Genomic DNA, 24310 nt, shown 5'->3' on the forward strand with positions numbered 1-24310 from the left:
GGCCGGACAAATCAGCACAAAACCGCACAGGGCCGTCTCCACGACGGCCGGCCCGGGTGGCCGGCGGCCGAACATTGCCGATCATTCTGCTCGCGAAATCAGGGCTCCGAGGCCGAAATAGAGGCCAGCCAAACGTGCTTCGGGAGCAGATGAGATGAGCATTTATGACGAGACCGACAGTGACGAGCACCCCTTGCTGCGAAAGCTGATCAATCTGGGGCTGTTTCTGCTGGCGCAGGGCGTTGCCGTGATCCTGATCGCCTTCGTGGCCCTGCTCGTGAGCTTCGTGCCGAGCTGGTCGGCCACGTCAGAGCAGGCAAGCCTGCTGCAGCCCGGCGAGACCCGCTCGGGGACGCTGTTTCTGAAGGACGACGGCGCCACCACGGAGGCCGTCCGACTCGGCATCGACGTCGACATCACCGTCTCCGGCCCGACGCTGCGCGCCCGCGTCACGCAGGTGTTCAGGAATCCCTCGAAGAACTGGGTCGAGGCAACCTACGTGTATCCGATGGCCACCAACGGCGCGGTCGACACTCTGAAGATGGTAGTCGGCGACCGCGTCATCGTCGGCGACATCAAGGAACGGCAGCAGGCGCGCGTGATCTACGAGCAGGCGCGCCGGGACGGCCAGAAGGCCGCACTCACCGAACAGGAACGGCCGAACATCTTCACCAACTCGGTTGCCAATATCGGCCCGGGTGAAACCGTGCTGGTGCAGATCGAATATCAGGAGCCGGTGCACCAGTCCGGCAACGAATATTCGCTGCGCGTACCGCTCGTGGTCGGGCCGCGGTACAATCCGACGCCGATCGTGCAGAGCGTCGATTTCCGTCCCGACGGCTCTGGCTGGGGCGCGAGCAAGACCGACCCGGTGCCGGATCGTGACCGTGTCTCGCCGCCCGTGCTGGATCCCGCCAGGAATCCGCCGGTCAATCCGACCAGCATCACGGTTCGGCTCCAGGGCGGCTTCGCGCTCGGCGAGGTCAAGAGCCATCACCACGCCGTCAAGATCGAGAGCCCCGACAATGTAACGCGGATCGTTCGTCTTGCCGACGGCACCGTGCCCGCGGACCGCGATTTCGAGCTGTCCTGGAAGCCCGCAGCCGAGAAAGCGCCCTCGGTCGGCCTGTTTCGCGAGCATGTCGGCGACGCCGATTACCTGCTTGCCTTCGTGACCCCGCCGTCGGTCGAGCAAGCGACGCAAAAACCGTTGCCGCGCGAAGTCGTGTTCGTGATCGACAATTCCGGCTCGATGGGCGGTACGTCGATCATCCAGGCCAAGGCGAGCCTCAACTACGCGCTCTCACGCCTCCAGCCGAATGATCGTTTCAACGTCATCCGCTTCGACGACACCATGGACGTGCTGTTCACGACGTCGGTGCCCGCCGATGCCGAGCATGTGCGGCAGGCAACCGCTTTCGTGGACGCGCTTCAGGCGCGTGGCGGCACCGAGATGGTGCCGGCGATGCGCGCCGCACTGACCGACAGTCTCGGCGACACCAGCATGGTCCGCCAGGTCGTATTCCTGACGGACGGCGCGATCGGCAACGAGCAGCAATTGTTCGAAACGATCACGGCGATGCGTGGCCGCTCGCGCGTCTTCATGGTGGGCATCGGCTCTGCGCCCAACACCTATCTGATGACCCGCGCCTCCGAGCTTGGACGCGGCGCCTTCACCCATATCGGCTCGGTCGAGCAGGTCGAGGAGCGCATGCGCGGCCTGTTCGCCAAGCTGGAAAATCCGGCCGTGACCGGCCTCTCCGCCAAGTTCTCGGATGCCTCGGCCGATATCACGCCGGCAATCATTCCCGACGTCTATCGCGACGAGCCGCTGGTGCTCGCGGCAAAGCTCGACAAGCTTGCGGGCTCGCTCGAGATCAAGGGGCGCGTCGGTGACCGGCCATGGTCGGTGACGCTGCCTCTGCAGAACGCCGCCGAGGGCAAGGGTCTGTCAAAGCTCTGGGCCAATCGCAAGATCGGTGACGCAGAGGTCGCGCGCACCATGCGCGAGATGAGCCCCGACGATGCCGACAAGACCATCTTGCGACTGGCGCTGGAGCACCAGATCGTCACCCGGCTGACCAGCCTCGTCGCCATCGACAAGACGCCGAGCCGCCCCGAAGGCGAACCGCTCAAGCTCAGTGAGCTGCCGATCAACCTGCCGGCCGGCTGGGACTTCGAAAAGGTGTTCGGCGAACGGCCGCAGCAAGTGCCGACGCAGCTGAAGGAGCGTCATGCGGATGCGAGCACCCAGCCGACCGCGCGGCGCCCGACGCCTGCGGCCGCCGACACGATCCGCCTGCCGAAGACGGCCACCTCGGCCGAGTTGAAGATGACCGCAGGACTGATCGTGTTGTTGCTCAGCCTGGTCCTGTTCCTGTTCAACCGGCGTCAGCCCTTGCTCACTGACGCCGGGTGAAAGAGGAGGTCTCAGCCACCTTCTCTCCTTCAGCGCGCGCGGCTGCCCGTCACCCGCCCCAAACAGCCGCGCGCGCCTTTTTTCTCAGCACCGTCATTGCGAGGAGCGGAGCGACGAAGCAATCCAGACTGCCGCCGCGGATGCAGTCTGGATTGCTTCGCTCCGCTCGCAATGACGAGAGAGTGAAACATCATGCGCCGCATCATCTCCCCCGTCACCCTGGCCCTCGTCGGCGTCATCCTGTTCGGCGACGGCGCCTATATCCACGCCAAGGCATGGCTGGCGCAGGTGCTGCTGGAGCGCGCGTTCACCAAGAGCATCGCAAGCGGTCAACCGACCAAGCCGTGGTCATGGGCGGATACGTGGCCGGTGGCACGGATCGAGGTGAAGCGGATCGGCGCCAGCGCCATCGTGCTCGCCGGCAGCAGCGGCCAGGCGCTTGCCTTCGGTCCCGGACATGTCGAACAGACCGCAGATGCCGGCGAGCGCGGCGTCGCCGTCTACGCGGCGCATCGCGACACGCATTTCCGTTTCCTGCAAGATGTTGTCGTTGGTGACGAGATCGAGCTCACGCGCAGCGACGGCAAGCGCTTCCACTACCGGGCCGACGCCTCGGCCGTGGTGCGCTTCGACGCTTCGGGTATCGATCCCAATACACAAGGCTACGAGCTCGTGCTGTCGACCTGCTGGCCGTTCGACGCGCTCACCTCAGGCCCGGACCGCTACATCCTGCACGCGACGCTGATTGGAACCGGCAGCTAGGTTTGTCATCGCCGCCGTCCCGTGAGATGCTGGCAGCAGGCATACTACTTCCAGATCCAGCCGTGTGACCATGCATTCACAAGTTCAGTACCTGCCGATCACACCGGGCCTGTTTTCTATCCTGGTACTGCTGTTCGCGGGGCTAATCATCCTGATCCAGCTCCGCATCCTGCGCTATGCCTATATGAAGCTTGGCGTCGGCCCGGGAGTTGCGCTGCTGCTGTTGTTCGGCTCGCTGGTCGGCAGCTATTTCAACATCCCGATCACGGTGCTGCCGGGAAAGGCGGTGCGCTCGGGCGAGATCGTCGATTTCTTCGGCATGCGCTATGTGGTGCCGCTGGTGACGCAATGGCCGGGCACGGTGCTTGCGGTGAATGTCGGCGGCGCCGTGATCCCGACATTGATGTCGAGCTATCTCGTGCTCCGCTACCAGCTCTGGCTGAAGGCTGCGATCGCGGTGATCGCGATCGCCTTCGTCATCCACATGATGGCGACGCCGGTGCAGGGTGTCGGCATCGCGGTTCCTGTCTTCGCGCCGGTCGTAGCCACGGCGATCCTGGCCTTCCTGCTGTCGCGCGAATATGCCGCGCCGCTCGCCTATATCGGCGGCTCGATGGGCACCCTGATCGGCGCCGATCTGCTCAACCTCGACAAGATCGGCAGTCTCGGCGCCCCCGTCGCTTCGATCGGCGGTGCCGGCACGTTCGACGGCATCTTCCTGACCGGCATCCTGGCCGTGCTGCTGGCCGGCATCGCCTCGCCCTCAAGACCCAGGGAGGTCTGGTGAGAGCCTCATGTTGCGCACAATTAACGATGGCTTCTAACCATGGCTTCCGGCACTCCGTTTTGAGCGAGGAACTGAACTGGCGTCTCCGGCAGTAGACCTATAGAGAACGACTTGTGGCGAGCGGCTTCGCCGGGGCGATTTTTGATACTGCATTCCTGTTGCGGAACTTTATTGATGGACGACGAATTCAAGCAGAAGGTCTTGCAACAGCTCGATCAGATCGAAGGCCGTATCGCACTTCTGGAGAGAAACCAGCATCTCATCGCCGCGGGACAACGACGGGAGTCGTTGCGCAGTCTCTGGCGACGACCGCCGATGTGGACGTTCGAGCAATATCCGCCGCGCCTGCTCAACGCGAACGGCTTTCAGCCCGCGCCATCGGCGCCCGCGAACGCACCGCGCATCGCGATGGTGACGCCGAGCTACAATCACGTGCACTATCTCGACGCCACCATCGACAGCATCCTCAACCAGAACTATCCGAACCTGCACTATCACGTGCAGGATGGCGCCTCGATCGACGGAACGGCTGAGCTGCTGAGCAGGCGCGGCAACGGCCTGAGCTGGTGCAGCGAGCCCGACAAGGGCCAGTCCAACGCCATCAATATCGCCTTTTCCGGCGTCGACTGCGAGATCATGGCCTACCTCAACAGCGACGACATGCTGCTGCCCGGCACGCTCGCCTATGTCGCCAACTATTTCATGTCGCATCCGGACGTCGACATCGTCTATGGGCATCGCGTGTTCGTCGATCGCGACGGGCTGGAGGTCGGCCGGGCCGTGCTGCCGCCCTATCACGGCAAGACGCTCAGATATGCCGACTACATTCCGCAGGAGACCATGTTCTGGCGCAAGCGGGTGTGGGACAAGGTCGGGCCGATCGACGAAAGTTTCCATTTTGCGCTGGACTGGGACTTCATCCTTCGCGCGCAGGCGGCGGGCTTCAAATTCGTTCGTCTGCCGCGCTTCTTATCGTGCTTCCGCATCCACGATGCGCAGAAGACCGCCGCCACTTATGCGGTGGGCGTCAAGGAGATGGGAATTCTGCGGCGGCGCGTGCTGGGCTTCGATCCGACGCAGGCCGAGATCCGCCGTGTCATCGCCCCCTATCTCGCGCTCCAGATCGCCTATCACTACGGCTACAAGCTCGGTCTCCTGAAATACTGATTGAGGCAGGCCTATTCCGCGCGACGGCATTCGCGCCGCGCGGTTGCCACTCGTTCGAACTCACCCTACAAAAGCGGACGTGCCAACAAGAACGCACGCCAAGAAGAACAAGGTGAGGAACCATGGAAGCAAAGGTAACCGCTGCAACCGCCCTGCCATGGTCTCCAGCTCCCGATGCCAGCGACGTCGTGAAGGGTATCCACGCGATGCTGCATCCGCGCAACATCGTGCTGGTCGGCGCCACCGACAAGCCCGGCAACTACGCCGAGCGCATCTGGAACAACCTGATCAAGTACAGATTCGCAGGCTCGCTGTTTCCGATCAACGCGAAGCGCGAAACGATCTGGGGCGTGACCTGCTACAAGGATTTTGCAAGCCTTCCCGAGCGGCCCGATCACGTGCTGGTTCTGGTGCCGGCGCGCTTCGCCGTGCAGGTGATCCGCGACGCGGCCGCAGCCGGCGCACGCTCGGCCACCATCGTTACCTCGGGCTTCAGCGAGTTGCAGGATGAGGAGAGCCAGAAACTCGCTAGCGAATTGCAGCAGGCGATACGCGAGACCGGGCTCGCCGTCACCGGGCCGAACTGCCTCGGCAACTTGAGCGCCGGCGAAAACCTCTTCACCAATATCGACGATCGCGTCGTCACCATGGACCAGGGCGCGGTGGCGATCGCCGGACAATCCGGGGCCATCGTGATGGCGATCCGCCAGGCGCTGGAGGATCGCGGCGTCGGCGTCGGCTACATGGTGACAACGGGCAACGAGGCCGGACTCGAGACACCGGACCTCATGCGCTATTTCGCCGAGGATCCGAGCATCCGCGTGATCGTCGTCTATCTCGAGGGCGTGCGCAACACCAAGGCGTTTCGCGATGCCTGCAAGGCGGCGCGTGCCGCCAGCAAACCGGTGATCGCGCTCAAGCTCGGCGCCTCCGAAGGCGGCCGGGCGGCGGCAATGGCGCATACCGGCGCGCTTGCGGGCTCCATCGAAACCTTCGACGCCGTCGCAACGCGGGAGGGCGTGATCCGGGTGCGCGGCCTCGACGAGCTGATCGAGACCACGGAATGCTTCGTGCACAGCACTGTGCCGAAAGGCAATCGCCTTGCGGCGGTGACGCTCTCGGGCGGCAAGCGCGGGCTCCTGATCGATGCCTTCTACGCGGCCGGGCTCGACTTTGCGCCGCTGAGCCCGCATGTCAGCGGCGAGCTCGCAAAGATGCTGGGTCCCGGCTCGATCGTCGGCAATCCGCTCGACGCCGGCTTTGCCGCAGTGGTCGATCCCTCCGTCTACATGAGATCGATCAAGCTGATGATCGATGATCCCGACATCGACATCGTCATCATCGACGCCGAGCTGCCGAAGGCGCCGCATGAGCAGCGCGAGCGTAACCTGCGCATCGTCAACGAGATGGCGAGCTGGGATGCAAAGCCGGTAATCTACATCAGCGCGATGTCGATCGGCTTCACCGATTTTACAAAAGCCTTGCGCAAATCGCTGCCGCATATCGCAGTGATGCAGGGCCTCGACCGCGCGGTGAGCGCGATCAAGTCGCTGCTCGACTACGCAAAGCTCGCCAAGGAAGTGCCCGATGTCGTCGCAAGCTCGAAGCGCGCGGCGCGCACCTTGCTGGAGAAGACGCTGAAGGCGGCGAACGGCGCCGCGCTCGATGAGGTCGCATCGAAGAAGCTGTTGAAGGCCTACGGCATCCCGATTTCCAAGGAAGGGATCGCGCAGACGCCGGCCGAGGCCGTGAAGATCGCCAAGCAGATCGGTTTCCCCGTGGTCGCCAAGGTCGTGAGCGCCGAGATCCTGCACAAGTCCGACATCGGCGGCGTCGTGCTCAATCTCAACAGCGCGAACGAGGTGAAGCAGGCGTTCAACGACATCACCGCGCGGGTCAAGAAGCTGAAGGGAAAGCCCAGGCTCGACGGCATCCTGATCGCTCAGCAGGTCAAGGCCGATCTCGAGCTCGTGGTCGGCGCCTCGCTCGACGCCGAGATGGGACCGGTGGTGCTGTTCGGCACCGGCGGCGTCGACATCGAGCTGATGAAGGACGTCGCGTTGGCCGGCGCGCCGCTCAATGCGGCGGAGGCACGGCAGTTGATCGGCCGCACCAAGGCTGGCGTCAAGATGCGCGGCTATCGCGGCAAGCCGAAGCTGGACGAGGCCTCCGTCGTGAAGGCCCTGGTCGGCCTCTCCAACCTGATCGCGGACGCCGGCGACCGGATCGCCTCGATCGACGTTAACCCCTTCCTGATCAATGCCAGGACCGGTGTCGCCGTAGACGCATTGATCGTCCTGAACAACGCGGCCGCCCGGCGCGCGGCCGGGCATTGATCGGCTTCCACTGGCCGCGCTTTGCCCATAAAATCGGCGCGCGGCTCCGCTTTCCTCGGCGGCGGGGCGCGGGTCGGAACGGATAATGGCGCGCAGACGTAATTTGATGATCGGAACCGTGACGCTGCTGGCGATCGCCGTGGCGTTCGGCGGGCTGCTTGGCGTGCAGAAATATCGCGCGGCCCAGAGCCGCAGCCAGCTGCGCGTGGTGTTCGAGGGCGGCTCGGCCAGCGGCCTACGCCGGGGCGGCCCGGTGAATTTCGACGGCGTGCCGGCCGGCCAGATCCTCTCGATCAAGCTCGACAATCCGCGCAAGATCGTCGCGCTCGTCATGCTCGATAACGCAGCGCCGATCCGCAAGGACACCGTGGCGGGCATCGAGTTCCAGGGCCTGACCGGCATCGCCGCGATCTCGCTGATCGGCGGCGCGCCCTCGGCACCGCCCGTGCCGCTGGATGAAGACGGCATTCCTGTGCTGACGGCCGATCTCAGCGACGCCGAGTCGATCGTCGAGACCCTGCACAATGTCGACCGCATGATCGTGAGCAACTCGGGCGCGATCAAGGACGGCCTGCGCACATTCGAAGACTATACCGCCGACCTCAAGGGCAAGGGCGAAGAGATCGACGCCGTGATGGGCAAGATCGACAAGGGCTTCGCGAGTTTCGACAATGCGGTCACGAAGATCGAAAACGTCGTACCCGGCTTCGCCGACGGCAAGGCCGACGAGCTGTTCGAGAAAGTGAAGGGACTGCGCGAGCTAGCCGACACCATGAAGAAGAAGTCGGCGAGCTTCATCGAGGACGGGCGCCGCACCCTCCTCGACATCAGCGAAGCCGCCAACAAGATGGCCGGCACGCCGGTAGCCCCTCGCCCGCCGCGCAAGCCGCAGCAGCAGAAGCAGTGACGCTACGCGTCGCCCCGGACAAGCGAGCAGAGCAAGCGCAGATCAACCCCAGGGCATGGTTTGGCGAAGACTCGCGGTTATTGGCACACGCCACGACTCTTCCCTGGGGTTGGGTCCAGGCCTTCGCCGGGACGACGGCAGAGTGTGGGGCTAGACGCACCTACCTCACCCGTAGACAAACGCCTTGTCGTCCAGATCCGTCCTCGGGATCTCGTCCTTCTCGGTCCAGTAATCCTGGCTGTGCTGCCATTCCGGCTTGTCGCCGCGCTTCGGCAGCAGGTCCATGTTGCGCATCATGTAGCCGGGGTTGAAGTTTTCCGGATCGATCCAGGGCAGGATCGGCATGTTGTGGTCTTCGGGGCGCAGCTTGACCTCGATCTTCTTGGCGCCCTTGTCCTTCATATGGCCGAGCAGCCGGCAGACGAAGTCGGCGACGAGATCGACGCGCAGCGTCCAGCTGGCGCGGAAATAGCCGAAGACCCAGACCATGTTCGGCACGCCCGTGAACATCATGCCGCGATAGGTGACCGTGCCGCCGAAGGCGAGCGGCTTGCCGTCGATTTCGAAGGCGATGTCGCCGAGCGCGGCGAGATTGAAGCCGGTCGCGGTGACGATGACGTCCGCCTCGAGCAGCTTGCCGGATTTGAGCTGGATGCCGTCCTCGACGAAGCATTCGATCTCGTCGGTGACGACCGAGGCCTTGCCGCTGGCGATGCCCTTGAACAGATCGGCATCGGGCACGAAGGCGATGCGCTGCCGCCACGGCCGATATGTCGGCGTAAAATGCGTCTCGACATCGTAGTCCGGACCGAGGATCGCGGAGATCTGCCCGATCAGCTCCTTCTTCACCTGATCGGGCTTGGCGACACAGAGCTTCGTGAACGCGTCCTGCTCGAACAGGATTTTCCGCCGGACGATCTCGTGGATCCATTCCTCATCCACCTGAAGCCTGCGCAATTCCTCTGCGATCTCGATGGCGTTGCGGCCGATACGGAAATAGGTCGGAGAGCGCTGCAGCATGGTGGCGTGCGCGCATTTGTCGGCGATATTCGGCAGCAGCGTCGCAGCGGTTGCACCCGAACCAATCACCACGACCTTCTTCTCGGTGAGATCGAGATCATCCGGCCAGTTCTGTGGATGGACGATGCTGCCCTTGAACCGGTCCATGCCCTTCCATTCCGGCGTATAACCTTCGGAATGGCGATAATAGCCCTGACACATCCAGAGGAAATTCGCGGTGAAGGTCTTGGCCTCGCCGGTATCGGTCGTTATCGCTTCGATGGTCCAGCGATTGGTTTCGCTCGACCAGCGTGCCGAATTGATCTTGTGCTTGTAGCGGATGTGCTTGCCGAGATCGTTCTCTTCGATCACGTCGTTCATATAGGCGAGGATCTCCTCGGCAGTCGCAATCGGCGGTCCGACCCAGGGCTTGAAGCGATAGCCGAAGGTGTGGAGATCGCTGTCGGACCGGATGCCGGGATAGCGGTGCGTGATCCAGGTGCCGCCGAAGCTGTCCTTGGTTTCCAGGATGACGAAGCTCGTGCCAGGAAGCTGCTTTGTCAGGTGATAGGCGCTGCCGATGCCGGAAATGCCGGCGCCGACGATCAGGACATCGAAATGTTCAGTGACTTGCTGCGTGGTGGGCTGAGTACGGACGGCGACATTCATTGTTGATTCTTTGCCTTTTGAGGCCGCCCTTGATCAGGCGACGCGTTTCCTCCGCGAGGGGTTCATGGTCGCCCGCCGCGCTTCCGCTTCAAAATGGCATAGATCAAATCGCAATCAAATCACAGCGCCGCACCCCAGCTCCGCGCTGTCTGCAGAATCCAGTCGCGGTAGAGCGTGAGCGGCGTGACGCCGGTCAAGCCGCCGCAGCCCGCGCTGCCATTCGGCCCCGTCGACCAGCTGATGACGCCGACGACGACGGGACCGTTCGGCTTGTCCTCGAACGCGGGACCGCCGGAATCGCCGGTGCAGGCGCCGATTCCGGCGCGAACGCCGTTGGTTACGGGGTCCACGAGCCTCATTTGCAGCGTACCGGGCTGGCCCGCCACGACGAGGCCCGCAACGCGCGTCATGCCGCCGCTCTTGCCGTCGCCAGGCACCGTGACGCCGACGCCTGCGATGGTGAAGCGGCCACCGACCACAATCGGAATTTGCGGCGCACCGATCTGCGATGTTGATTTTCCTTTGAGTGGAATTTCGAGTTGCAACAGCGCCACATCGGCGGTCGCGCGATGCGACTGCATGGCCTGCATGTTGAAGCTCGGATGGATCGCGACCGCACGCACGTTCTGCAATTGCGGTTTGCGGTCGGCGGCATAGTCGAGGATCTTGTACTCCGCACCGGGCTGCACGCAGTGTGCTGCGGTGAGCACCAGCCTCGCTGCGATCAGGCTGCCGGTGCAGAAATTGCCGCGCGATCCGACGATCGTGACGATGGAACGCGCGACGCCTTCGGATTGCGGCGTGCCGCCGCCGACGATGGCCTGGGCGGGTGCGGTGAAGAGCAGCGCCGCCGCTGCGAGCAGGATGGACGTCTTGTTCATGGGCTAGTGTGGTAGCCGCTGGGACGCCGTTAGCCAAGAGACGCTTAGAAGAGAGCCTTGAAAGAGATCCTTCGTGCTGGCCGTTGCGGCGGCAGCGTGCTAGCGGTTTTCACCTGATATCGACGAGGGCAGGACGGTGGCGATCGGGGCTGTGATCTTTGACTTTGGCGGCGTGTTGACGAGCTCACCCTTCGAGGCCTTCACGCGCTTCGAGCAGGAGCGCGGCCTGCCCGCCGACATCATCCGCCGCACCAATGCCGCCAATCATCTTGAAAACGCCTGGGCGAAGTTCGAGCGCGCCGAGGTCGACATCGAGACATTTGACCGGCTGTTCGCAGCGGAATCGCTTGCGCTGGGAGCGGAGGTGCGCGGTCGCGACGTGTTGCCGCTGTTGCAAGGCAATCTGCGGCCTGAGATGGTCGAGGCGTTGAAGCGGATCAAGGCGCGTTTCAAGACCGGCTGCATCACCAATAATCTTCCCGCCAACGCCATCGGCAGCATGACCGGCCGCACACTCTATGTCGCCGAGGTGATGGCGCTGTTCGATCACGTCATCGAGTCCGCCAAGATCGGCCTGCGCAAGCCGGATCCACGGATCTACAGCATGATGGTCGAGGCGCTGCAGGTCGATCCGAACGCTTGCGTCTATCTTGACGATCTCGGCGTCAATTTGAAGCCGGCGCGCGAGATGGGGATGACGACGATCAGGGTCGTAAGCGGCGCGCAGGCGATCGCGGAACTCGAGGCAGATTGAAGCTCGGCTAGTTCAACTCGTCATTGCGAGGAGCGGAGCGACGAAGCAATCCAGACTGTCTTCGCGGAGGGATTCTGGATTGCTTCGCTGCGCTCGCAATGACGAGATTGCGGCGGCCTCCTTCGTCAAGCGCTTTACTCCGCCGCAGTCGCAATCCGCTCCGGGAAGGCGGCGGCGAGCGAGGCGCGATCTGGTTTCAGCACGCCACGCTCCGTGATCAAGCCCGTCACCAGCCGCGCCGGCGTCACGTCGAAGCCATAGTTGGCGACCGGCGAACCCTCGGGCACGATCCGCACCGTCTCGAGCCGCCCGTCGGCGGTGCGGCCGGTCATGTCGGTGACCTCGATGGCGCTGCGCTGCTCGATCGGGATGTCGCGGATGCCGTCCTTGACCGCGAAATCGATCGTCGGCGACGGCAGCGCGACGTAGAACGGCACATTGTTGTCGTGCGCGGCGAGTGCCTTCAGGTAAGTGCCGATCTTGTTGCAGACGTCGCCATTGGCCGCGACGCGATCGGTGCCGACGATGGCAAGGTCGACCATGCCGTGCTGCATCAAGTGACCGCCGGTGTTATCGGGGATCACCGTGTGCGGCACGCCGTGGTGCCCGAGCTCCCAGGCGGTGATCGAGGCGCCCTGGTTGCGCGGACGGGTCTCGTCGACCCAGACATGGATCTTGATGCCGCGATCATGCGCCAGATAGATCGGCGCCGTCGCGGTGCCCCAGTCGACGGTAGCAAGCCAGCCGGCATTGCAATGGGTCAGCACGTTGATGGTGTCGCCTGGTTTCTTTCTCGCGGCAATGGCCTCGATCAGTTCGAGACCATTGCGGGCAATGCCCCGGTTGATCTCGACATCTTGCTCCAGAATTTCGTCGGCGCGCGCGTAAGCCGCTTCGGCGCGCTCCAGGGGATCGATCGGCGCGAGCGTGGCGCGCATCTCGTCGAGCGCCCATTTGAGATTGATGGCTGTGGGGCGCGCCACCACCAGCGTCTCGTAGGCGCGCATCAACCCTGCATCCGAACTATCCTCGCGCATGGCGAGCGCCATGCCGAATGCAGCCGTGGCGCCGATCAGCGGAGCACCACGCACCAGCATGGTGCGGATAGCGTCGGCCGCTTCCTCGCTCGTGGTGAGACGGGCGATGACGAATTCGTGCGGCAGCCGGCGCTGGTCGATGGCACCGACCGACCAGCCGTCGCGCTCGCGCCAGATGCTGCGATAATGCTTGCCGTCGACCTTCATGGCGTTCTGCCTTTCGTCCTATGCGCGGAGCACGCGTCCCGCCACGGCATCGAGCTTCCTTAGAAGTTCCGGATCACGCGCCTCGGGCGCGGTGATCAGCGCCGTGTCAAGCGCGCGGTCCGAGCCGATCGGGCACGGCTCATGCTCGCGCGGAAAATCCTTTGCCAGCCGCGCCACCAGGGCCTTGGCCTTGTCCGCGTTCGACGTCAGAACACGGATGATATCCTGAACGGTGACGGCGTCGTGATCGGGATGCCAGCAATCGAAGTCCGTCACCATGGCAACGGTGGCGTAGCAGATCTCCGCCTCGCGGGCGAGCTTGGCCTCGGGCATGTTGGTCATGCCGATCACGGAATAACCCAGCGTCTTGTAGGTCATGCTTTCCGCAAGCGTCGAGAATTGCGGCCCCTCCATGCAGACATAGGTGCCGCCGCGCGCAATTGCGATGCCCTCGGCTTCCGCCGCGGCCGCGAGATGGATACGCAGCCGCGGCGAGACCGGATGCGCCATCGACACATGCGCGACGCACCCCTTGCCGAAGAACGAACTCTCGCGCTTGTGAGTGCGGTCGACGAACTGATCGATGAGCACGAAGGTGCCGGGCGGCAGTTCCTCCTTGAAGGAACCGCAGGCCGACAGCGAAACCAGGTCGGTAACACCGGCACGCTTCAGGACGTCGATATTGGCGCGATAGTTGATGTCGGAGGGCGACAGGCGGTGGCCCTTGTCATGCCGCGGCAGGAACACGATCGGCAGACCGGCGATGGTGCCGCGCCTGACTGGCGCCGACGGCTCGCCCCAGGGGCTTTCGATCACCTCTTCGTGCGCACTCTCGAGTCCCGGCAGGTCGTAGATGCCGGAGCCGCCGATGATGCCCAATACCGCCTGCGTCATGCCTGCTTCACCCCGTCCGCGATGTGCAACGTGGTTAAGCTATGCCAGTTTTCGGACCGATTTGGAACGGGGAGGCCGCCCGTTGAGGGCGTCATTCCGGGGCATCGCCTTACCGACGAACCCGGAATCTCGAGATTCTCAGGTGCGCAATTGCGCACCATAGTTCGATGCTGCGCATCGCCCCGGAATGACGGGGTCTTCGGCTACGCCGCCGTCGCCGGCTGCAACTGGCTCGCCACCATCCGATGCAGCGTATCGACCGACTGGAAATTCTCCGGCGTGATTTCGGATTGCGGGATGGTGAAGTCGAACTCGGCTTCGACGCCGAGCATCAGGTTGACCATGTCCATCGAGGTGAGGCCGATGTCGACGAGGCGCGCACCCGGCTTCACATCCGCGGCGAGCGAATTCTGTTCGAGGATGCCCTTCACCAGCTTGATGATGCGATCCCGCACATCGGTATCGAACGCCTGCATCTGCAATATCCCATCCTCTGATAAGGTCCGGAGCGCCGTCTACGATGGGCATGACGGGCCGATCCCGCAATGGGCGCGACTCTTAACTCGCGTTTCTTAGTAAACGATGACTCAGATTGACTAAAACTCGTGGCTTCCTTGCATTGTTAACGCGATCTCGGAAAGTCCGGTGGCGCAAAAAACCAGGTCTTAACTGCTCGTTCCGAATTAGGCCTTGTTTACCTTCAATTTCGTCGACGAATTTGAATTAAATCCGTAAGCCTCCAGGCCAAGCAAACATGGTCGGATGATCGTCACGGCGTGACCGATCTCGAACGACGAACCGGAGGCGAACCAGCATGAACGTGCGTGAAGCGGCCCTTCAACCTGTCGACGACGCTCAGGCAAGCTTTCTCGATCACAACCCTTCTCTGGTGGAGCGCGCCGCGCGCATGGCGACGGTGGCCGCCGGCGAAGCCGAGAGCGTCGATCGCGACGGCCGCTTTCCCAACAAGGCATTCGACGCCGCGCGCGAACAAAAACTGCTCGGCGTGATGATCCCCGTCGAATTCGGCGGCTTCGGTGCCTCGATCTACGACGTCACCGACATCTGCTACACGCTCGGGCGCGCCTGCGCTTCGACCGCAATGATCTATGCGATGCATACGACGAAGGTCGCCTGCGTTATCAGACACGGCCACGGCATTCCCTGGATGGAAACCATGATGCGCCGGGTCGGCCGCGACCAGTGGCTGCTCGCCTCCTCCACCACCGAAGGCCAGAACGGCGGCAATATCCGCGCGAGCGCGGCCGCGGTCGATCATGAAGGTGACATGATCGCGTTGACGCGCGATGCCACCGTGATCTCCTACGGCGCGGAGGCCGACGGCCTCGTCACCATCGCGCGCCGCGCGGGTGATGCTGTCGCCTCCGACCAGGTGCTGCTGGCGCTCGCCAGGGACGATTATTCGCTGAAGCGGACGCTGGGCTGGGAAACGCTCGGCATGCGCGGCACCTGCTCGACCGGCTTCGAGCTGAGGGTCGACTGCCCCGCCGACCGCGTCTTCCCGGAATCCTATGACAAGATCCACGCACAGACGATGACGCCGTTCGCGCATCTGTGCTGGTCGTCGGCCTGGGCCGGCGTTGCGGCTGCCGCCGTGACGCGCGCGCAGGCATTCGTCCGCAAGGCGGCACGTGCCTCCGGCGGGCAGATGCCGCCGGCAGCGGCCCATTTCACCGCCGCGAAGATGTCGCTGGCAAAGCTCCGCGCGCTGATCGCCTCCAATATCGACGCCTTCGCCCATCACGAGCATGACGAGCGCGCGCTCGGCTCGCTCGATTTCCAGTCTTCGATCACGCTCCTCAAGGTGCAGGCCTCCGAGCTTGCGGTCGAGACCGTGATGCACGCGATGCGCACGACCGGCCTTGCCGGCTACCGCAACGACGGCGACTTCACCATGGGCCGCCACTTACGTGACGTGCTGTCCGCACCGATCATGATCAGCAATGACCGCATCCTTGCCAACGCCGCGACCTCGACCTTGATGAGCGGCGTGCCGGCAAGCCTTCGCGACTGACAAGCCTTCGAGACCGACGAGCCTACGCGACCAACAAGAAGAATTGCAGATAACAGGAAGTTTTGGCCATGAACGTTGCCGTTCTCCCGACCTCGCCCGACACTGCGCCGCAAGCCATCGATCCGCTCGACCATCTCACCGACGTGCTGTTCCACCGCATGGGTTCGGACGGCGTCTACGCCCGCACCGCGCTCTATGAGGATGTCGTGGAGCGGCTCGCCGCGCTGATCACGCGGCACCGTGAGGCCGGCACCGAGGTGATGCGCTTTCCGCCGGTCATGAGCCGGGCGCAGCTGGAGAAATCCGGTTATCTCAAAAGCTTCCCGAACCTGCTCGGCTGCGTCTGCGGCCTGCATGGAACCGAGCGCGAGATCAACGCCGCCGTGAGCCGTTTCGACGCCGGCGGCGACTGGACCACATCGCTCTCGCCCGCCGATCTCGTGCTGTCACCGGCGGCCTGCTATCCCGTCTATCCGATCGCCGCGAGCCGCGGGCAGCTGCCGAAGGGCGGCCTGCGCTTCGACGTCGCCGCCGACTGCTTCCGCCGCGAGCCGTCGCGTCATCTCGACCGGTTGCAATCGTTCCGGATGCGCGAATATGTCTGCATCGGCAGCCCCGATGACGTTGCCGATTTCCGCGAGCGCTGGATGGTGCGCGCGCAGGCAATCGCACGTGATCTCGGTCTCACCTTCCGCGTCGACTATGCCAGCGATCCCTTCTTCGGCCGCGTCGGCCAGATGAAGGCGGTGAGCCAGAAGCAGCAGCAGCTCAAGTTCGAGCTGCTCATCCCGCTGCGCTCGGAAGAGCAGCCGACGGCCTGCATGAGCTTCAACTATCATCGCGAGCACTTCGGCACGACCTGGGGCATCCAGGACGCCAATGGCGAGCCCGCCCACACGGGCTGCGTCGCCTTCGGCATGGACCGCCTCGCCGTTGCGATGTTCCACACCCACGGCACCGATCTTTCCGCCTGGCCCGCCAAGGTGCGGGATATCCTGGGCCTGTCGCCGCATGTGGCGACTGACGCCCATGTCGAAGGCTGGCGCTAAGCGACGAGGCCGATCATTTCCACGGGCATTACGAGCGTGATCCACACCAAGGTCCGATGCCGCGAGATCACGGAGTCCGATGTCGATGCCATCGCGGACCTCTTGACGCGCGGCTTTGTCGGCCGCTCGCGCGACTACTGGATCCAGGGCCTGCGCAGGCAGGCCTTCCGGCCCGTGCCCGAGGGCTATCCGCGCTTCGGCTACATGCTCGACAATGAAGGCCTGCCGGTCGGCGTGCTGCTTCTGATCTACACGGCGCGCAAGGACGGCGAGGCCATCGCCATCCATTGCAACCTGTCGAGCTGGTATGTCGAGCCGGCGTTCCGCAACTACGCGCCGCTGCTGACCAAGATCGCGCAGCGTCACAAGGACGTGACCTATCTCAACATCAGCCCGGCGGTGTGGACCTGGCCGATCATCGAGACCCAGGGATTCAAAGCCTATTGCCGCGGCCTGTTCTTCTCGGTGCCGGTGCTGTCGCGCGTGCCGCGCTGGACCAAGATCGAGGTGATCGCGCCGCACGCCAAGCGAATCGAGGGCCTCGGCGAGGCCGAGACCGAGCTTTTGACGCGGCATGCGCGCTACAATTGCCTGAGCCTTGTGGTCCGCACGCCGAAGGGCGTGTTCCCCTTCATCCTGCAACCGGTGCGCATCCGCCGCGGCTGGATCGCGCCGCCGGCGATGCAACTGATCTATTGCCGCAGCGTCGCCGAATTCGTCACCTGCACCGGCCGCATCGGCCGCCTGCTGCTGCGGCTCGGCAAGATCTCTGTCATCGTCGATTCCAACGGTCCCATCCCCGGCCTCACCGGCGTCTACGCCGAGCGGCGCGGCCGCAAATATTTCAAGGGCCCACACCGGCCGCAGCTGGCCGATCTCACAGACACGGAGCTCGTGCTGTACGGGCCGTAGAGGTCAGCGGGCGGCAAGAGATCGCAAGTCTGCCCCCTCTCCACCGTCATGCCCCGGCTTGACCGGGGCATCCAGTACGCCGCGGCCTGTCCGTATCCCATCACTGTCTCTGGAATACTGGGCGGTTTCAACCGGTCAAGCCGGGCGATGACGGCTGGGTGTGTGGCGAGCTCGCGCCTTTCACGGCCAATGACACGGCCGACGTGGTAAGCTCTAGCGATTACGGGGAGCCAACCCATGTCCGAACGCAGCACACATTGGGAAAAGGTCTACGCGACCAAGGGCGAAAACGAGGTGAGCTGGTTCCAGGAGAGCCCAGCCATCTCGCTTCAGATGATCCACGCAGCCAATCCAGGACGAGACGCCGCCATCATCGACATCGGCGGCGGCGCGTCGCGCCTCGTCGATGCGCTATTGCGGGAGGGCTATCGTTCCATTGCGGTGCTCGATCTTTCCGCCCATGCGCTGGACACTGCAAAGGCGCGCATCGGCCCTGCCGCGGCGCACGTCGACTGGATCGTTGCCGACGTCACGACATGGCGGCCGTCACGCACATACGAGATCTGGCACGACCGCGCCGCGTTTCATTTCCTGACCGAGCCTTCCGATCGGGAGGCGTATATCGATCGCCTGCGGTCGGCGGTCCGCGAGGGCGGTCACCTCATCATCGGCACCTTCGCGCTCGACGGACCCGAGAAATGCAGCGGCCTTCCGGTGCAACGCTATGACGGCAACAGTCTCGCCACAGAGCTCGGCCCGGATTTCGAGCTGCTGGAGACACGTCACGACATCCACCGCACGCCCTGGGATTCGACGCAGGCGTTTCAGTTCAGCCGTTTTCGCAGGCTCAGGTAAGCAGTCCTACGCCGCGAGCTTCACGGCATGCGCAAAATCCCAATAGAGCTTGCGCGCCTTGGTGTAGAACGGACCCGGCTTCAACTCGCGCTCGTCGATACGGATGACGGGGGCGACCTTGGCGAAGTTGCCGCTCGAGAAGATCTCGTCGGCGGCGAGGAAATCGGCATAGCGCAAGGTCTTCTCGACCACTGTGACGCCGTCGGCACGCAGCAGGCCGATCACGCGCTGGCGCGTGATGCCGTTCAGGAACGTGCCGTTCGGCGCCGGCGTGTAGACCACGCCGTCTTTTGCCATGAACACGTTGGAATTGCCGAACTCCGCGACATTGCCGAGCATGTCGAGCATCAGGGCGTTCTGGAAGCCGCGGGAGGCGGCTTCGGCGAGCGCGCGCGAATTGTTCGGATAGAGGCAGGCCGCCTTCGCCTCGACCGGCGCGCATTCCGCCGTCGGCCGGCGGAACGGCGACAGCGTGATCGCGTTGCCGACCGGCTTTGGCATCGGCGCCTCGTAGATACACAGGCACCAGTTGGTGGTTTCGGGATCGAACAGCACGCCGCCGCCCGCGCCGTTCTGCGCCCAGTACATCGGACGGATGTAGAGCTCGGCGTTCGGCGCAAAGCGCGCAATGCCGTCGCGCGCGAGCGTCATCCAGCTGTCGGTGTCGACCACCGGCTTGAGGCCAAAATTGATCGCGGATTGATTGGCACGGGCGACGTGGCGATCGAGATCGGGCGCAACGCCTTCGAACGCACGGGCACCGTCGAACACGACCGAGCCCAGCCAGGCGCCATGCGTGCGCGGTCCCATGATCGGCACGTTGCCTTCGTGCCACTTGCCTTCGAAAAAGGTCCAGCTCGGCGAGTATTCGATGGGTTTTGTGCTCTCGGCCATTAGCGGGCCTCCCCTGATTGTGATGCCGCAATATGCGTCACTATTAGCCCAATTCCTAAAGGATTTCCTGCGTGAAACTACCATTAACCTGCGTGCGCGCGCGTTCAGATTTGCAGTAATATCCGGCCATCATTTGTCGTTCACTGGTGCCCCATGCCGCTCGATCCACTTGCAAAGCGCTTGTTGACCATGATGGCCGCGGCAGGTCCCGCGGCGCGCGCCCGCCCCAGCGTCGAGGCGCGACGGCAATCGCTGGCGAAGCTGATGCAGTTTGCGCGCGCGGAGGCTCCCGGCGTTGCAACATCGGACGGCACGCTGCCCGGCCCCGGCGGCGAGCTGGCTTACCGTCTCTATGCGCCGGAAAACGCCGCACCGCGGGCGCCGGGCTTCGTGTTCTTCCACGGCGGTGGGCTCGTCGCCGGCAGCATCCAGACCCATGACCGCATCGCCGCCGGCATCGCGCACGTGACCGATTGCCGCCTGGTGTCGGTCGACTACCGGCTCGCGCCCGAGCACAAATTCCCCGCCGCGATCGACGATGCGATCGCTGCGACCGAATGGGTGGCGCGGAACGCTTCTCTCCTCGGCATCGACGCCGAGCGGCTGGTGATCGGCGGCGATTCCGCCGGCGCAACGCTTGCCGCCGTCGTGTGCCAGGAGGCAACGCAGAACGCCGGCCTTTCCATCGTCGCGCAATGCCTTATCTGCCCGGTGCTTGATTTCGAGGAGACCTCGCCCTCGCGCGAGGCCTTTGCCGAAAATTACCTGATCGATCGTGTCACGATCGACGCCGATCTCGCCGATTATCTACCCGACGGCATCGACGCCGCCGATCCCCGCATCTCGCCGCTCCGCGCGTCGCGGTTGACGGGCTTGCCACCGGCGATCATCCACACGGCCGAGTTCGACCCGATGCGCGACGAAGGCAACGCCTATGCACGCAAGCTGCTGGCGGCCGGCGTTGTCGTCGAGCATGTCTGCCACGACGGCATGGTTCACAATTTCCATGCCATGGGTGCGATCCTGCCGCAGGCGCAGCTCGTGCTGTCGCAGATCGGCGAACAGGTGCGGCGGGCCGTGGGCGCGTGAGCCCTCCCGCAATTTGGTTCAAATTTTAGCTAATTCGACAACGATCGTTAGGGTTACTTCGTCGATCTCTAGACGAATTATTGCCCGCTTTACCACCCGCCTCTAACACGAGGACGGCGGATAACGCACATCCATTGACGTGCCAATAAGTGCGACCCGCCGGACGCGGAGGTGGACGATGCGCAACGAAACGATCGCTATTCACGCCGGCTACGAACCAGAAGCGACCACGCATGCGGTCGCCGTGCCGATCTACCAGACCGCGGCCTATGCGTTCGATAGCGCCGATCATGGCGCAGCTCTCTTCAATCTCGAAGCGGAAGGCTATCGCTACAGCCGCATCGCCAATCCGACCACCGCGGTACTCGAGAAGCGCATCAGCGAGCTCGAAGGTGGCGTCGGCGCTCTTGCGGTCGCAACCGGACAGGCGGCGCTGCATTTCGCCTTCGTCAACGTCGCCGATCACGGCGGCAACATCGTTTCCGTGCCGCAGCTCTACGGCACGACGCACACCCTGCTCTCCCACATCCTGCCGCGCCAGGGCATCACGGGCCGCTTCGCCGAGAGCGACAAGCCCGATGCACTCGCGCGCCTGATCGACGAGAACACCCGCGCGGTGTTCGCCGAGACCATCGGCAACCCGGCCGGCAATGTCTGCGACATCGAGGCGCTGGCGAAGATCGCCCATGCCCATGGCGTGCCGCTGATCGTCGACAACACGGTGGCGACGCCGATCCTGCTCAAGCCGTTCGACTACGGCGCCGACATTTCCGTGCATTCGCTGACGAAGTTTCTGGGCGGCCACGGCACCACGCTCGGTGGGGCCATCGTCGACTCCGGGCGTTTTCCCTGGGCGCAGCACGCCGCGCGCTTCCCGGCCTTCAACACGCCCGACGCGTCCTATCACGGCCTCGTCTATGCCGAGCGCTTCGGCAAGACCGCCTTCATCGAGCGCGTGCGCAGTATCTATCAGCGCACCATGGGCTCGGTGCTATCGCCTTTCAACGCCTTCCTGTTGCTGCAGGGTATCGAGACCGTGGCACTGCGCATGGAGCGCCATGTCGAGAACGCACGCATGGTCGCCGAATTCTTGCGCGCGGATCCGCGCGTGGCCTGGGTCAATTATGCAGGCTTCCCGGACAGCCCGTATTATCCGCTGGTGCAGAAATATCTCGCGGGCAACGGCTCGTCCCTGTTTACCTTCGGCATCAAGGGCGGCATGGAAGCCGGCAAGGCATTCTACGACGCGCTGAAGCTGATCACGCGGCTCGTCAACATCGGCGACGCAAAATCGCTTGCCTGTCATCCGGCCTCGACCACGCACCGCCAGATGTCGGCCGAGCAGCAGCGTGCCGCCGGCGTGCTGCCGGAGACGATCCGCCTCTCGATCGGCATCGAGCATATCGCCGACATCATCGAAGACATCGACCAGGCGCTGGCAAAGGCCCGCCCGTCGGAACGGCTTCAGGCTGCGGAGTAGACGGCAGCGCCGATGACCATCTTGATCGACAAGGATCAAGGTATCTTGAGCCCGGCCCTGGTGCCGGCGCTGGACGACGCACGGGGCGATGGTCGCGAGATCACGATCGGGCTGATCAACAACATGCCGGATCCGGCACTGAAGGCGACCGAGCGACAGTTCATGAAGCTGTTGCAAGCCGCCGGCCGCGGACGCCGCATCCGCTTCCAGTGTTTCTCGCTGCCCTCGGTCAAGCGCTCACCGGAGGCGCGCTGGCATGTCGAGAGCGAATATTCCGATCTCTCCGATCTGAAGCGGCAAAGGTTCGACGGCTTGATCGTGACGGGCGCCGAGCCGGTCGCGCCCGATCTCGACCAGGAGCCCTACTGGCACGATCTCACCGACATCATCGATTGGGCGAGGACCAATACGCGCTCGACGATCTGGTCGTGCCTTGCCGCGCATGCAGCGGTGCTGCATCTCGACCGGATCACGCGGCGGCCGCTTGCCGCCAAATGCCATGGCATTTTCGACTGCGAGACGATCGGCAGCGACCCGCTGACGCGCGCCGCGCCGGCAACTCTCAAAGTCTCGCATTCAAGGCTGAACGAGGTCGCAGAGGCCGACCTCACCGAGTATGGCTATCAGGTGCTGACGCGCTCGGCGAAGGCCGGCGTTGACGTTTTCGTCCAACAATATGCCAGCCGTTTCGTGTTCTTCCAGGGCCATCCCGAATATGACGCACTGTCGCTGCAGCGTGAATATCTGCGCGATATCGGTCGCTTCCTCGCGCGCGAGCGCGAGGCCTATCCAGCGCTGCCCATGAGCTATTTTGACGCGGCGACCGAGGAGAAGCTCATCCGCTTCGAAAAGCGCGCCAGGCATCAGCGTCATCCCGCAATGGCGAGCGAGCTGCCTGCACTGAACTTGCGCAGCGATATCGCCGCAGGAAGTGCCGCGGCCGTGCTTTTCAGGAACTGGCTCGATTTTCTCGCCGAGGATGCGGCCGCGCCGTTGTCTCTGCGCTGAGGAGCCGAGCGGGTTCTCCGTTAGGCATAACGAATCGTTAAGCTTGCGTCAGGCCGAGGGCGGATGGTTCATTGCTGCCGCCCTATTTGGAAATACAGGGAAACAACCCCCGTGTGGTCGGCGATCAACGGACGTGTAAGCAATCGGCTGGCCCGGCATTTCGCGGTCTCGCCGCATCGGCTGTCGGCTCATGCGCCAATGGTCAGCTTCACCTTCGATGACGCTCCCGACAGCGCCGCGAACCTTGGCGCCCCCATGATGGAAGAGCATGGCGGCCGCGCCACGTTCTATCTGGCCGGCAGCCAGATCGGGCAGTGGTCGGGTCACTGGCTCGGGTTGTCCAACGACGCTATCCTGAGGCTCCATCATCGTGGCCATGAGATCGCTTGCCACACGTTCTCGCATCGCCGCGCGGCAGATCTCGATCAGGCCGGGCTCGCGCGCGAGATCGAGCAGAACCGCAACTACTTTCACGCGCTCGACCCGACGATCAGGCTCGAGAATTTCGCCTATCCGTATGGTCTCGCCTCGATCTGGCGCAAGCCGCAGCTCGCCAGGAAGTTCCGCTCGGCACGCGGCATCCTTCCCGGCGTCAATCGCGACGTCATCGACCTGCAGCTCCTGCGTTCCACGCCCTTGATCGACAAGGATATCGATGCCGGCGGCATCGATCGCTATTTCGACGAGACCGCTGCGAGTGGCGGCTGGCTGATCTTCTATGGCCACGATGTCATCAACCAGCCGAGCCCCTATGGCTGCTCGCCGTCGTTGTTGCACCACGCATTGAAGGCGGCGCAAAAGCGCGATGTTCCGATCGTGACGGTCGCCGAAGCCCTGCGGCGAATCGGGGCTTAGCGCTCTTTCCTCCTTCTCCCCTAGTGGGCCTGTTGCGTTACTGGCTTTTGAGGCCAAGACAGGTCAGGGAAGAAGCTAGTTGTCGGAGTAGCGGGCCGACGATGGAGCGGCTCATGCTCCTCGGCGGGCGGTTCACGCAGCGATTGCGGCCCACCGCCTCATGTTGAACGCGATGGAGGCGAGCAGAACCTGCCCGTTTGCCTTGATGAGGCCGACGTATCGGATGCAAGTCAATCGCATGCGGCGTTTGAGGGTGGCGAAGGTCGTCTCCACCTGCGCTCGCCGTCGTGCGATGAGAAGGTTGTAGCGTTTGA

22 protein-coding genes are annotated in these 24310 nt (G+C 63.9%); 15 read left to right on the top strand and 7 right to left on the bottom strand.

From position 1 onward, the window contains the following. Positions 1-154: 154 nt before the first annotated feature. The 6 genes from YUU_RS0106305 to YUU_RS0106330 all read left to right on the top strand — a co-directional run bounded on the left by YUU_RS0106305 (position 155) and on the right by YUU_RS0106330 (position 8378). On the top strand, positions 155-2419 hold the full coding sequence (locus tag YUU_RS0106305; protein ID WP_027521638.1) for a marine proteobacterial sortase target protein: 2265 nt from the start codon (positions 155-157) through the stop codon (positions 2417-2419). A 192-nt stretch (positions 2420-2611) separates the two neighbouring features. Next, a complete protein-coding gene (locus YUU_RS0106310; protein ID WP_027521639.1) occupies positions 2612-3181 on the top strand; it encodes a class GN sortase in 570 nt (189 codons plus the stop codon). Between the two features lie 70 nt (positions 3182-3251). After that, the gene (locus YUU_RS0106315; RefSeq protein ID WP_027521640.1) at positions 3252-3968 is read left to right on the top strand and encodes a DUF1614 domain-containing protein; all 717 of its coding nucleotides are present in this window, start codon (positions 3252-3254) and stop codon (positions 3966-3968) included. Positions 3969-4142: 174 nt separating this feature from the next. Continuing rightward, positions 4143-5135 (top strand): glycosyltransferase family 2 protein, encoded by a 993-nt coding sequence (locus tag YUU_RS0106320; protein ID WP_027521641.1) that lies wholly within the window; start codon positions 4143-4145, stop codon positions 5133-5135. A gap of 122 nt (positions 5136-5257) precedes the next feature. Next, positions 5258-7471: an acetate--CoA ligase family protein gene (locus tag YUU_RS0106325; protein ID WP_027521642.1), complete on the top strand. Its 2214-nt coding sequence runs from the start codon at positions 5258-5260 to the stop codon at positions 7469-7471. A gap of 85 nt (positions 7472-7556) precedes the next feature. Next, positions 7557-8378, top strand: coding sequence for an MlaD family protein (locus tag YUU_RS0106330; protein WP_027521643.1), 822 nt, complete (start codon positions 7557-7559; stop codon positions 8376-8378). Between the two features lie 165 nt (positions 8379-8543). On the opposite strand, the gene YUU_RS0106335 is transcribed toward YUU_RS0106330, so the two are convergent. Both YUU_RS0106335 and YUU_RS0106340 read right to left on the bottom strand, forming a co-directional pair. Beyond that, positions 8544-10046 (bottom strand): NAD(P)/FAD-dependent oxidoreductase, encoded by a 1503-nt coding sequence (locus YUU_RS0106335; RefSeq protein ID WP_027521644.1) that lies wholly within the window; start codon positions 10044-10046, stop codon positions 8544-8546. A gap of 119 nt (positions 10047-10165) precedes the next feature. Next, the gene (locus YUU_RS0106340) at positions 10166-10927 is read right to left on the bottom strand and encodes a trypsin-like serine protease (protein ID WP_027521645.1); all 762 of its coding nucleotides are present in this window, start codon (positions 10925-10927) and stop codon (positions 10166-10168) included. Between the two features lie 136 nt (positions 10928-11063). On the opposite strand from YUU_RS0106340, the gene YUU_RS0106345 reads away from it, so the two are divergent. Beyond that, a complete protein-coding gene (locus YUU_RS0106345; protein ID WP_027521646.1) occupies positions 11064-11681 on the top strand; it encodes an HAD-IA family hydrolase in 618 nt (205 codons plus the stop codon). Between the two features lie 134 nt (positions 11682-11815). On the opposite strand, the gene mtnA is transcribed toward YUU_RS0106345, so the two are convergent. The 3 genes from mtnA to YUU_RS0106360 form a co-directional block, all read right to left on the bottom strand. Further along, complete coding sequence (gene mtnA, locus YUU_RS0106350; protein WP_027521647.1) at positions 11816-12925, bottom strand: S-methyl-5-thioribose-1-phosphate isomerase; 1110 nt, start codon at positions 12923-12925, stop codon at positions 11816-11818. 18 nt (positions 12926-12943) lie between these two features. Continuing rightward, positions 12944-13819, bottom strand: coding sequence for an S-methyl-5'-thioadenosine phosphorylase (locus YUU_RS0106355; protein WP_027521648.1), 876 nt, complete (start codon positions 13817-13819; stop codon positions 12944-12946). A 203-nt stretch (positions 13820-14022) separates the two neighbouring features. Beyond that, positions 14023-14295 carry a phosphopantetheine-binding protein gene (locus tag YUU_RS0106360; protein ID WP_027521649.1) on the bottom strand — a complete coding sequence of 91 codons (273 nt, stop codon included), beginning with the start codon at positions 14293-14295 and terminating at the stop codon, positions 14023-14025. A 338-nt stretch (positions 14296-14633) separates the two neighbouring features. On the opposite strand from YUU_RS0106360, the gene YUU_RS0106365 reads away from it, so the two are divergent. The 4 genes from YUU_RS0106365 to YUU_RS0106380 all read left to right on the top strand — a co-directional run bounded on the left by YUU_RS0106365 (position 14634) and on the right by YUU_RS0106380 (position 18670). Then, positions 14634-15854 carry an acyl-CoA dehydrogenase family protein gene (locus YUU_RS0106365; RefSeq protein ID WP_027521650.1) on the top strand — a complete coding sequence of 407 codons (1221 nt, stop codon included), beginning with the start codon at positions 14634-14636 and terminating at the stop codon, positions 15852-15854. 68 nt (positions 15855-15922) lie between these two features. Further along, positions 15923-16903 (top strand): amino acid--[acyl-carrier-protein] ligase, encoded by a 981-nt coding sequence (locus YUU_RS0106370; protein WP_027521651.1) that lies wholly within the window; start codon positions 15923-15925, stop codon positions 16901-16903. Between the two features lie 36 nt (positions 16904-16939). Beyond that, positions 16940-17815 (top strand): hypothetical protein, encoded by an 876-nt coding sequence (locus tag YUU_RS0106375; RefSeq protein ID WP_027521652.1) that lies wholly within the window; start codon positions 16940-16942, stop codon positions 17813-17815. Positions 17816-18052: 237 nt separating this feature from the next. After that, complete coding sequence (locus YUU_RS0106380; RefSeq protein WP_027521653.1) at positions 18053-18670, top strand: trans-aconitate 2-methyltransferase; 618 nt, start codon at positions 18053-18055, stop codon at positions 18668-18670. A 6-nt stretch (positions 18671-18676) separates the two neighbouring features. On the opposite strand, the gene YUU_RS0106385 is transcribed toward YUU_RS0106380, so the two are convergent. Further along, the gene (locus YUU_RS0106385; protein ID WP_027521654.1) at positions 18677-19564 is read right to left on the bottom strand and encodes a branched-chain amino acid aminotransferase; all 888 of its coding nucleotides are present in this window, start codon (positions 19562-19564) and stop codon (positions 18677-18679) included. A gap of 153 nt (positions 19565-19717) precedes the next feature. Between YUU_RS0106385 and YUU_RS0106390 the strand changes: the two genes are divergently transcribed. From YUU_RS0106390 to YUU_RS0106405, 4 genes are all read left to right on the top strand, one after another. Further along, the gene (locus YUU_RS0106390; RefSeq protein ID WP_027521655.1) at positions 19718-20653 is read left to right on the top strand and encodes an alpha/beta hydrolase; all 936 of its coding nucleotides are present in this window, start codon (positions 19718-19720) and stop codon (positions 20651-20653) included. Between the two features lie 178 nt (positions 20654-20831). Beyond that, positions 20832-22133, top strand: a complete 1302-nt coding sequence (locus tag YUU_RS0106395; RefSeq protein ID WP_027521656.1) for an O-acetylhomoserine aminocarboxypropyltransferase/cysteine synthase family protein — start codon at positions 20832-20834, stop codon at positions 22131-22133. Between the two features lie 12 nt (positions 22134-22145). Next, a complete protein-coding gene (locus YUU_RS0106400; RefSeq protein WP_027521657.1) occupies positions 22146-23141 on the top strand; it encodes a homoserine O-succinyltransferase in 996 nt (331 codons plus the stop codon). A gap of 111 nt (positions 23142-23252) precedes the next feature. After that, positions 23253-23996, top strand: coding sequence for a polysaccharide deacetylase family protein (locus YUU_RS0106405; RefSeq protein ID WP_027521658.1), 744 nt, complete (start codon positions 23253-23255; stop codon positions 23994-23996). Between the two features lie 132 nt (positions 23997-24128). Here the strand turns inward: YUU_RS0106405 and YUU_RS0106410 are convergent. After that, positions 24129-24310: transposase (locus YUU_RS0106410; RefSeq protein WP_027521659.1), on the bottom strand; the 182-nt coding region annotated here is incomplete at its 5' end.

The organism is Bradyrhizobium sp. Ec3.3 (genome assembly GCF_000472925.1).
GTDB lineage: Bacteria > Pseudomonadota > Alphaproteobacteria > Rhizobiales > Xanthobacteraceae > Bradyrhizobium.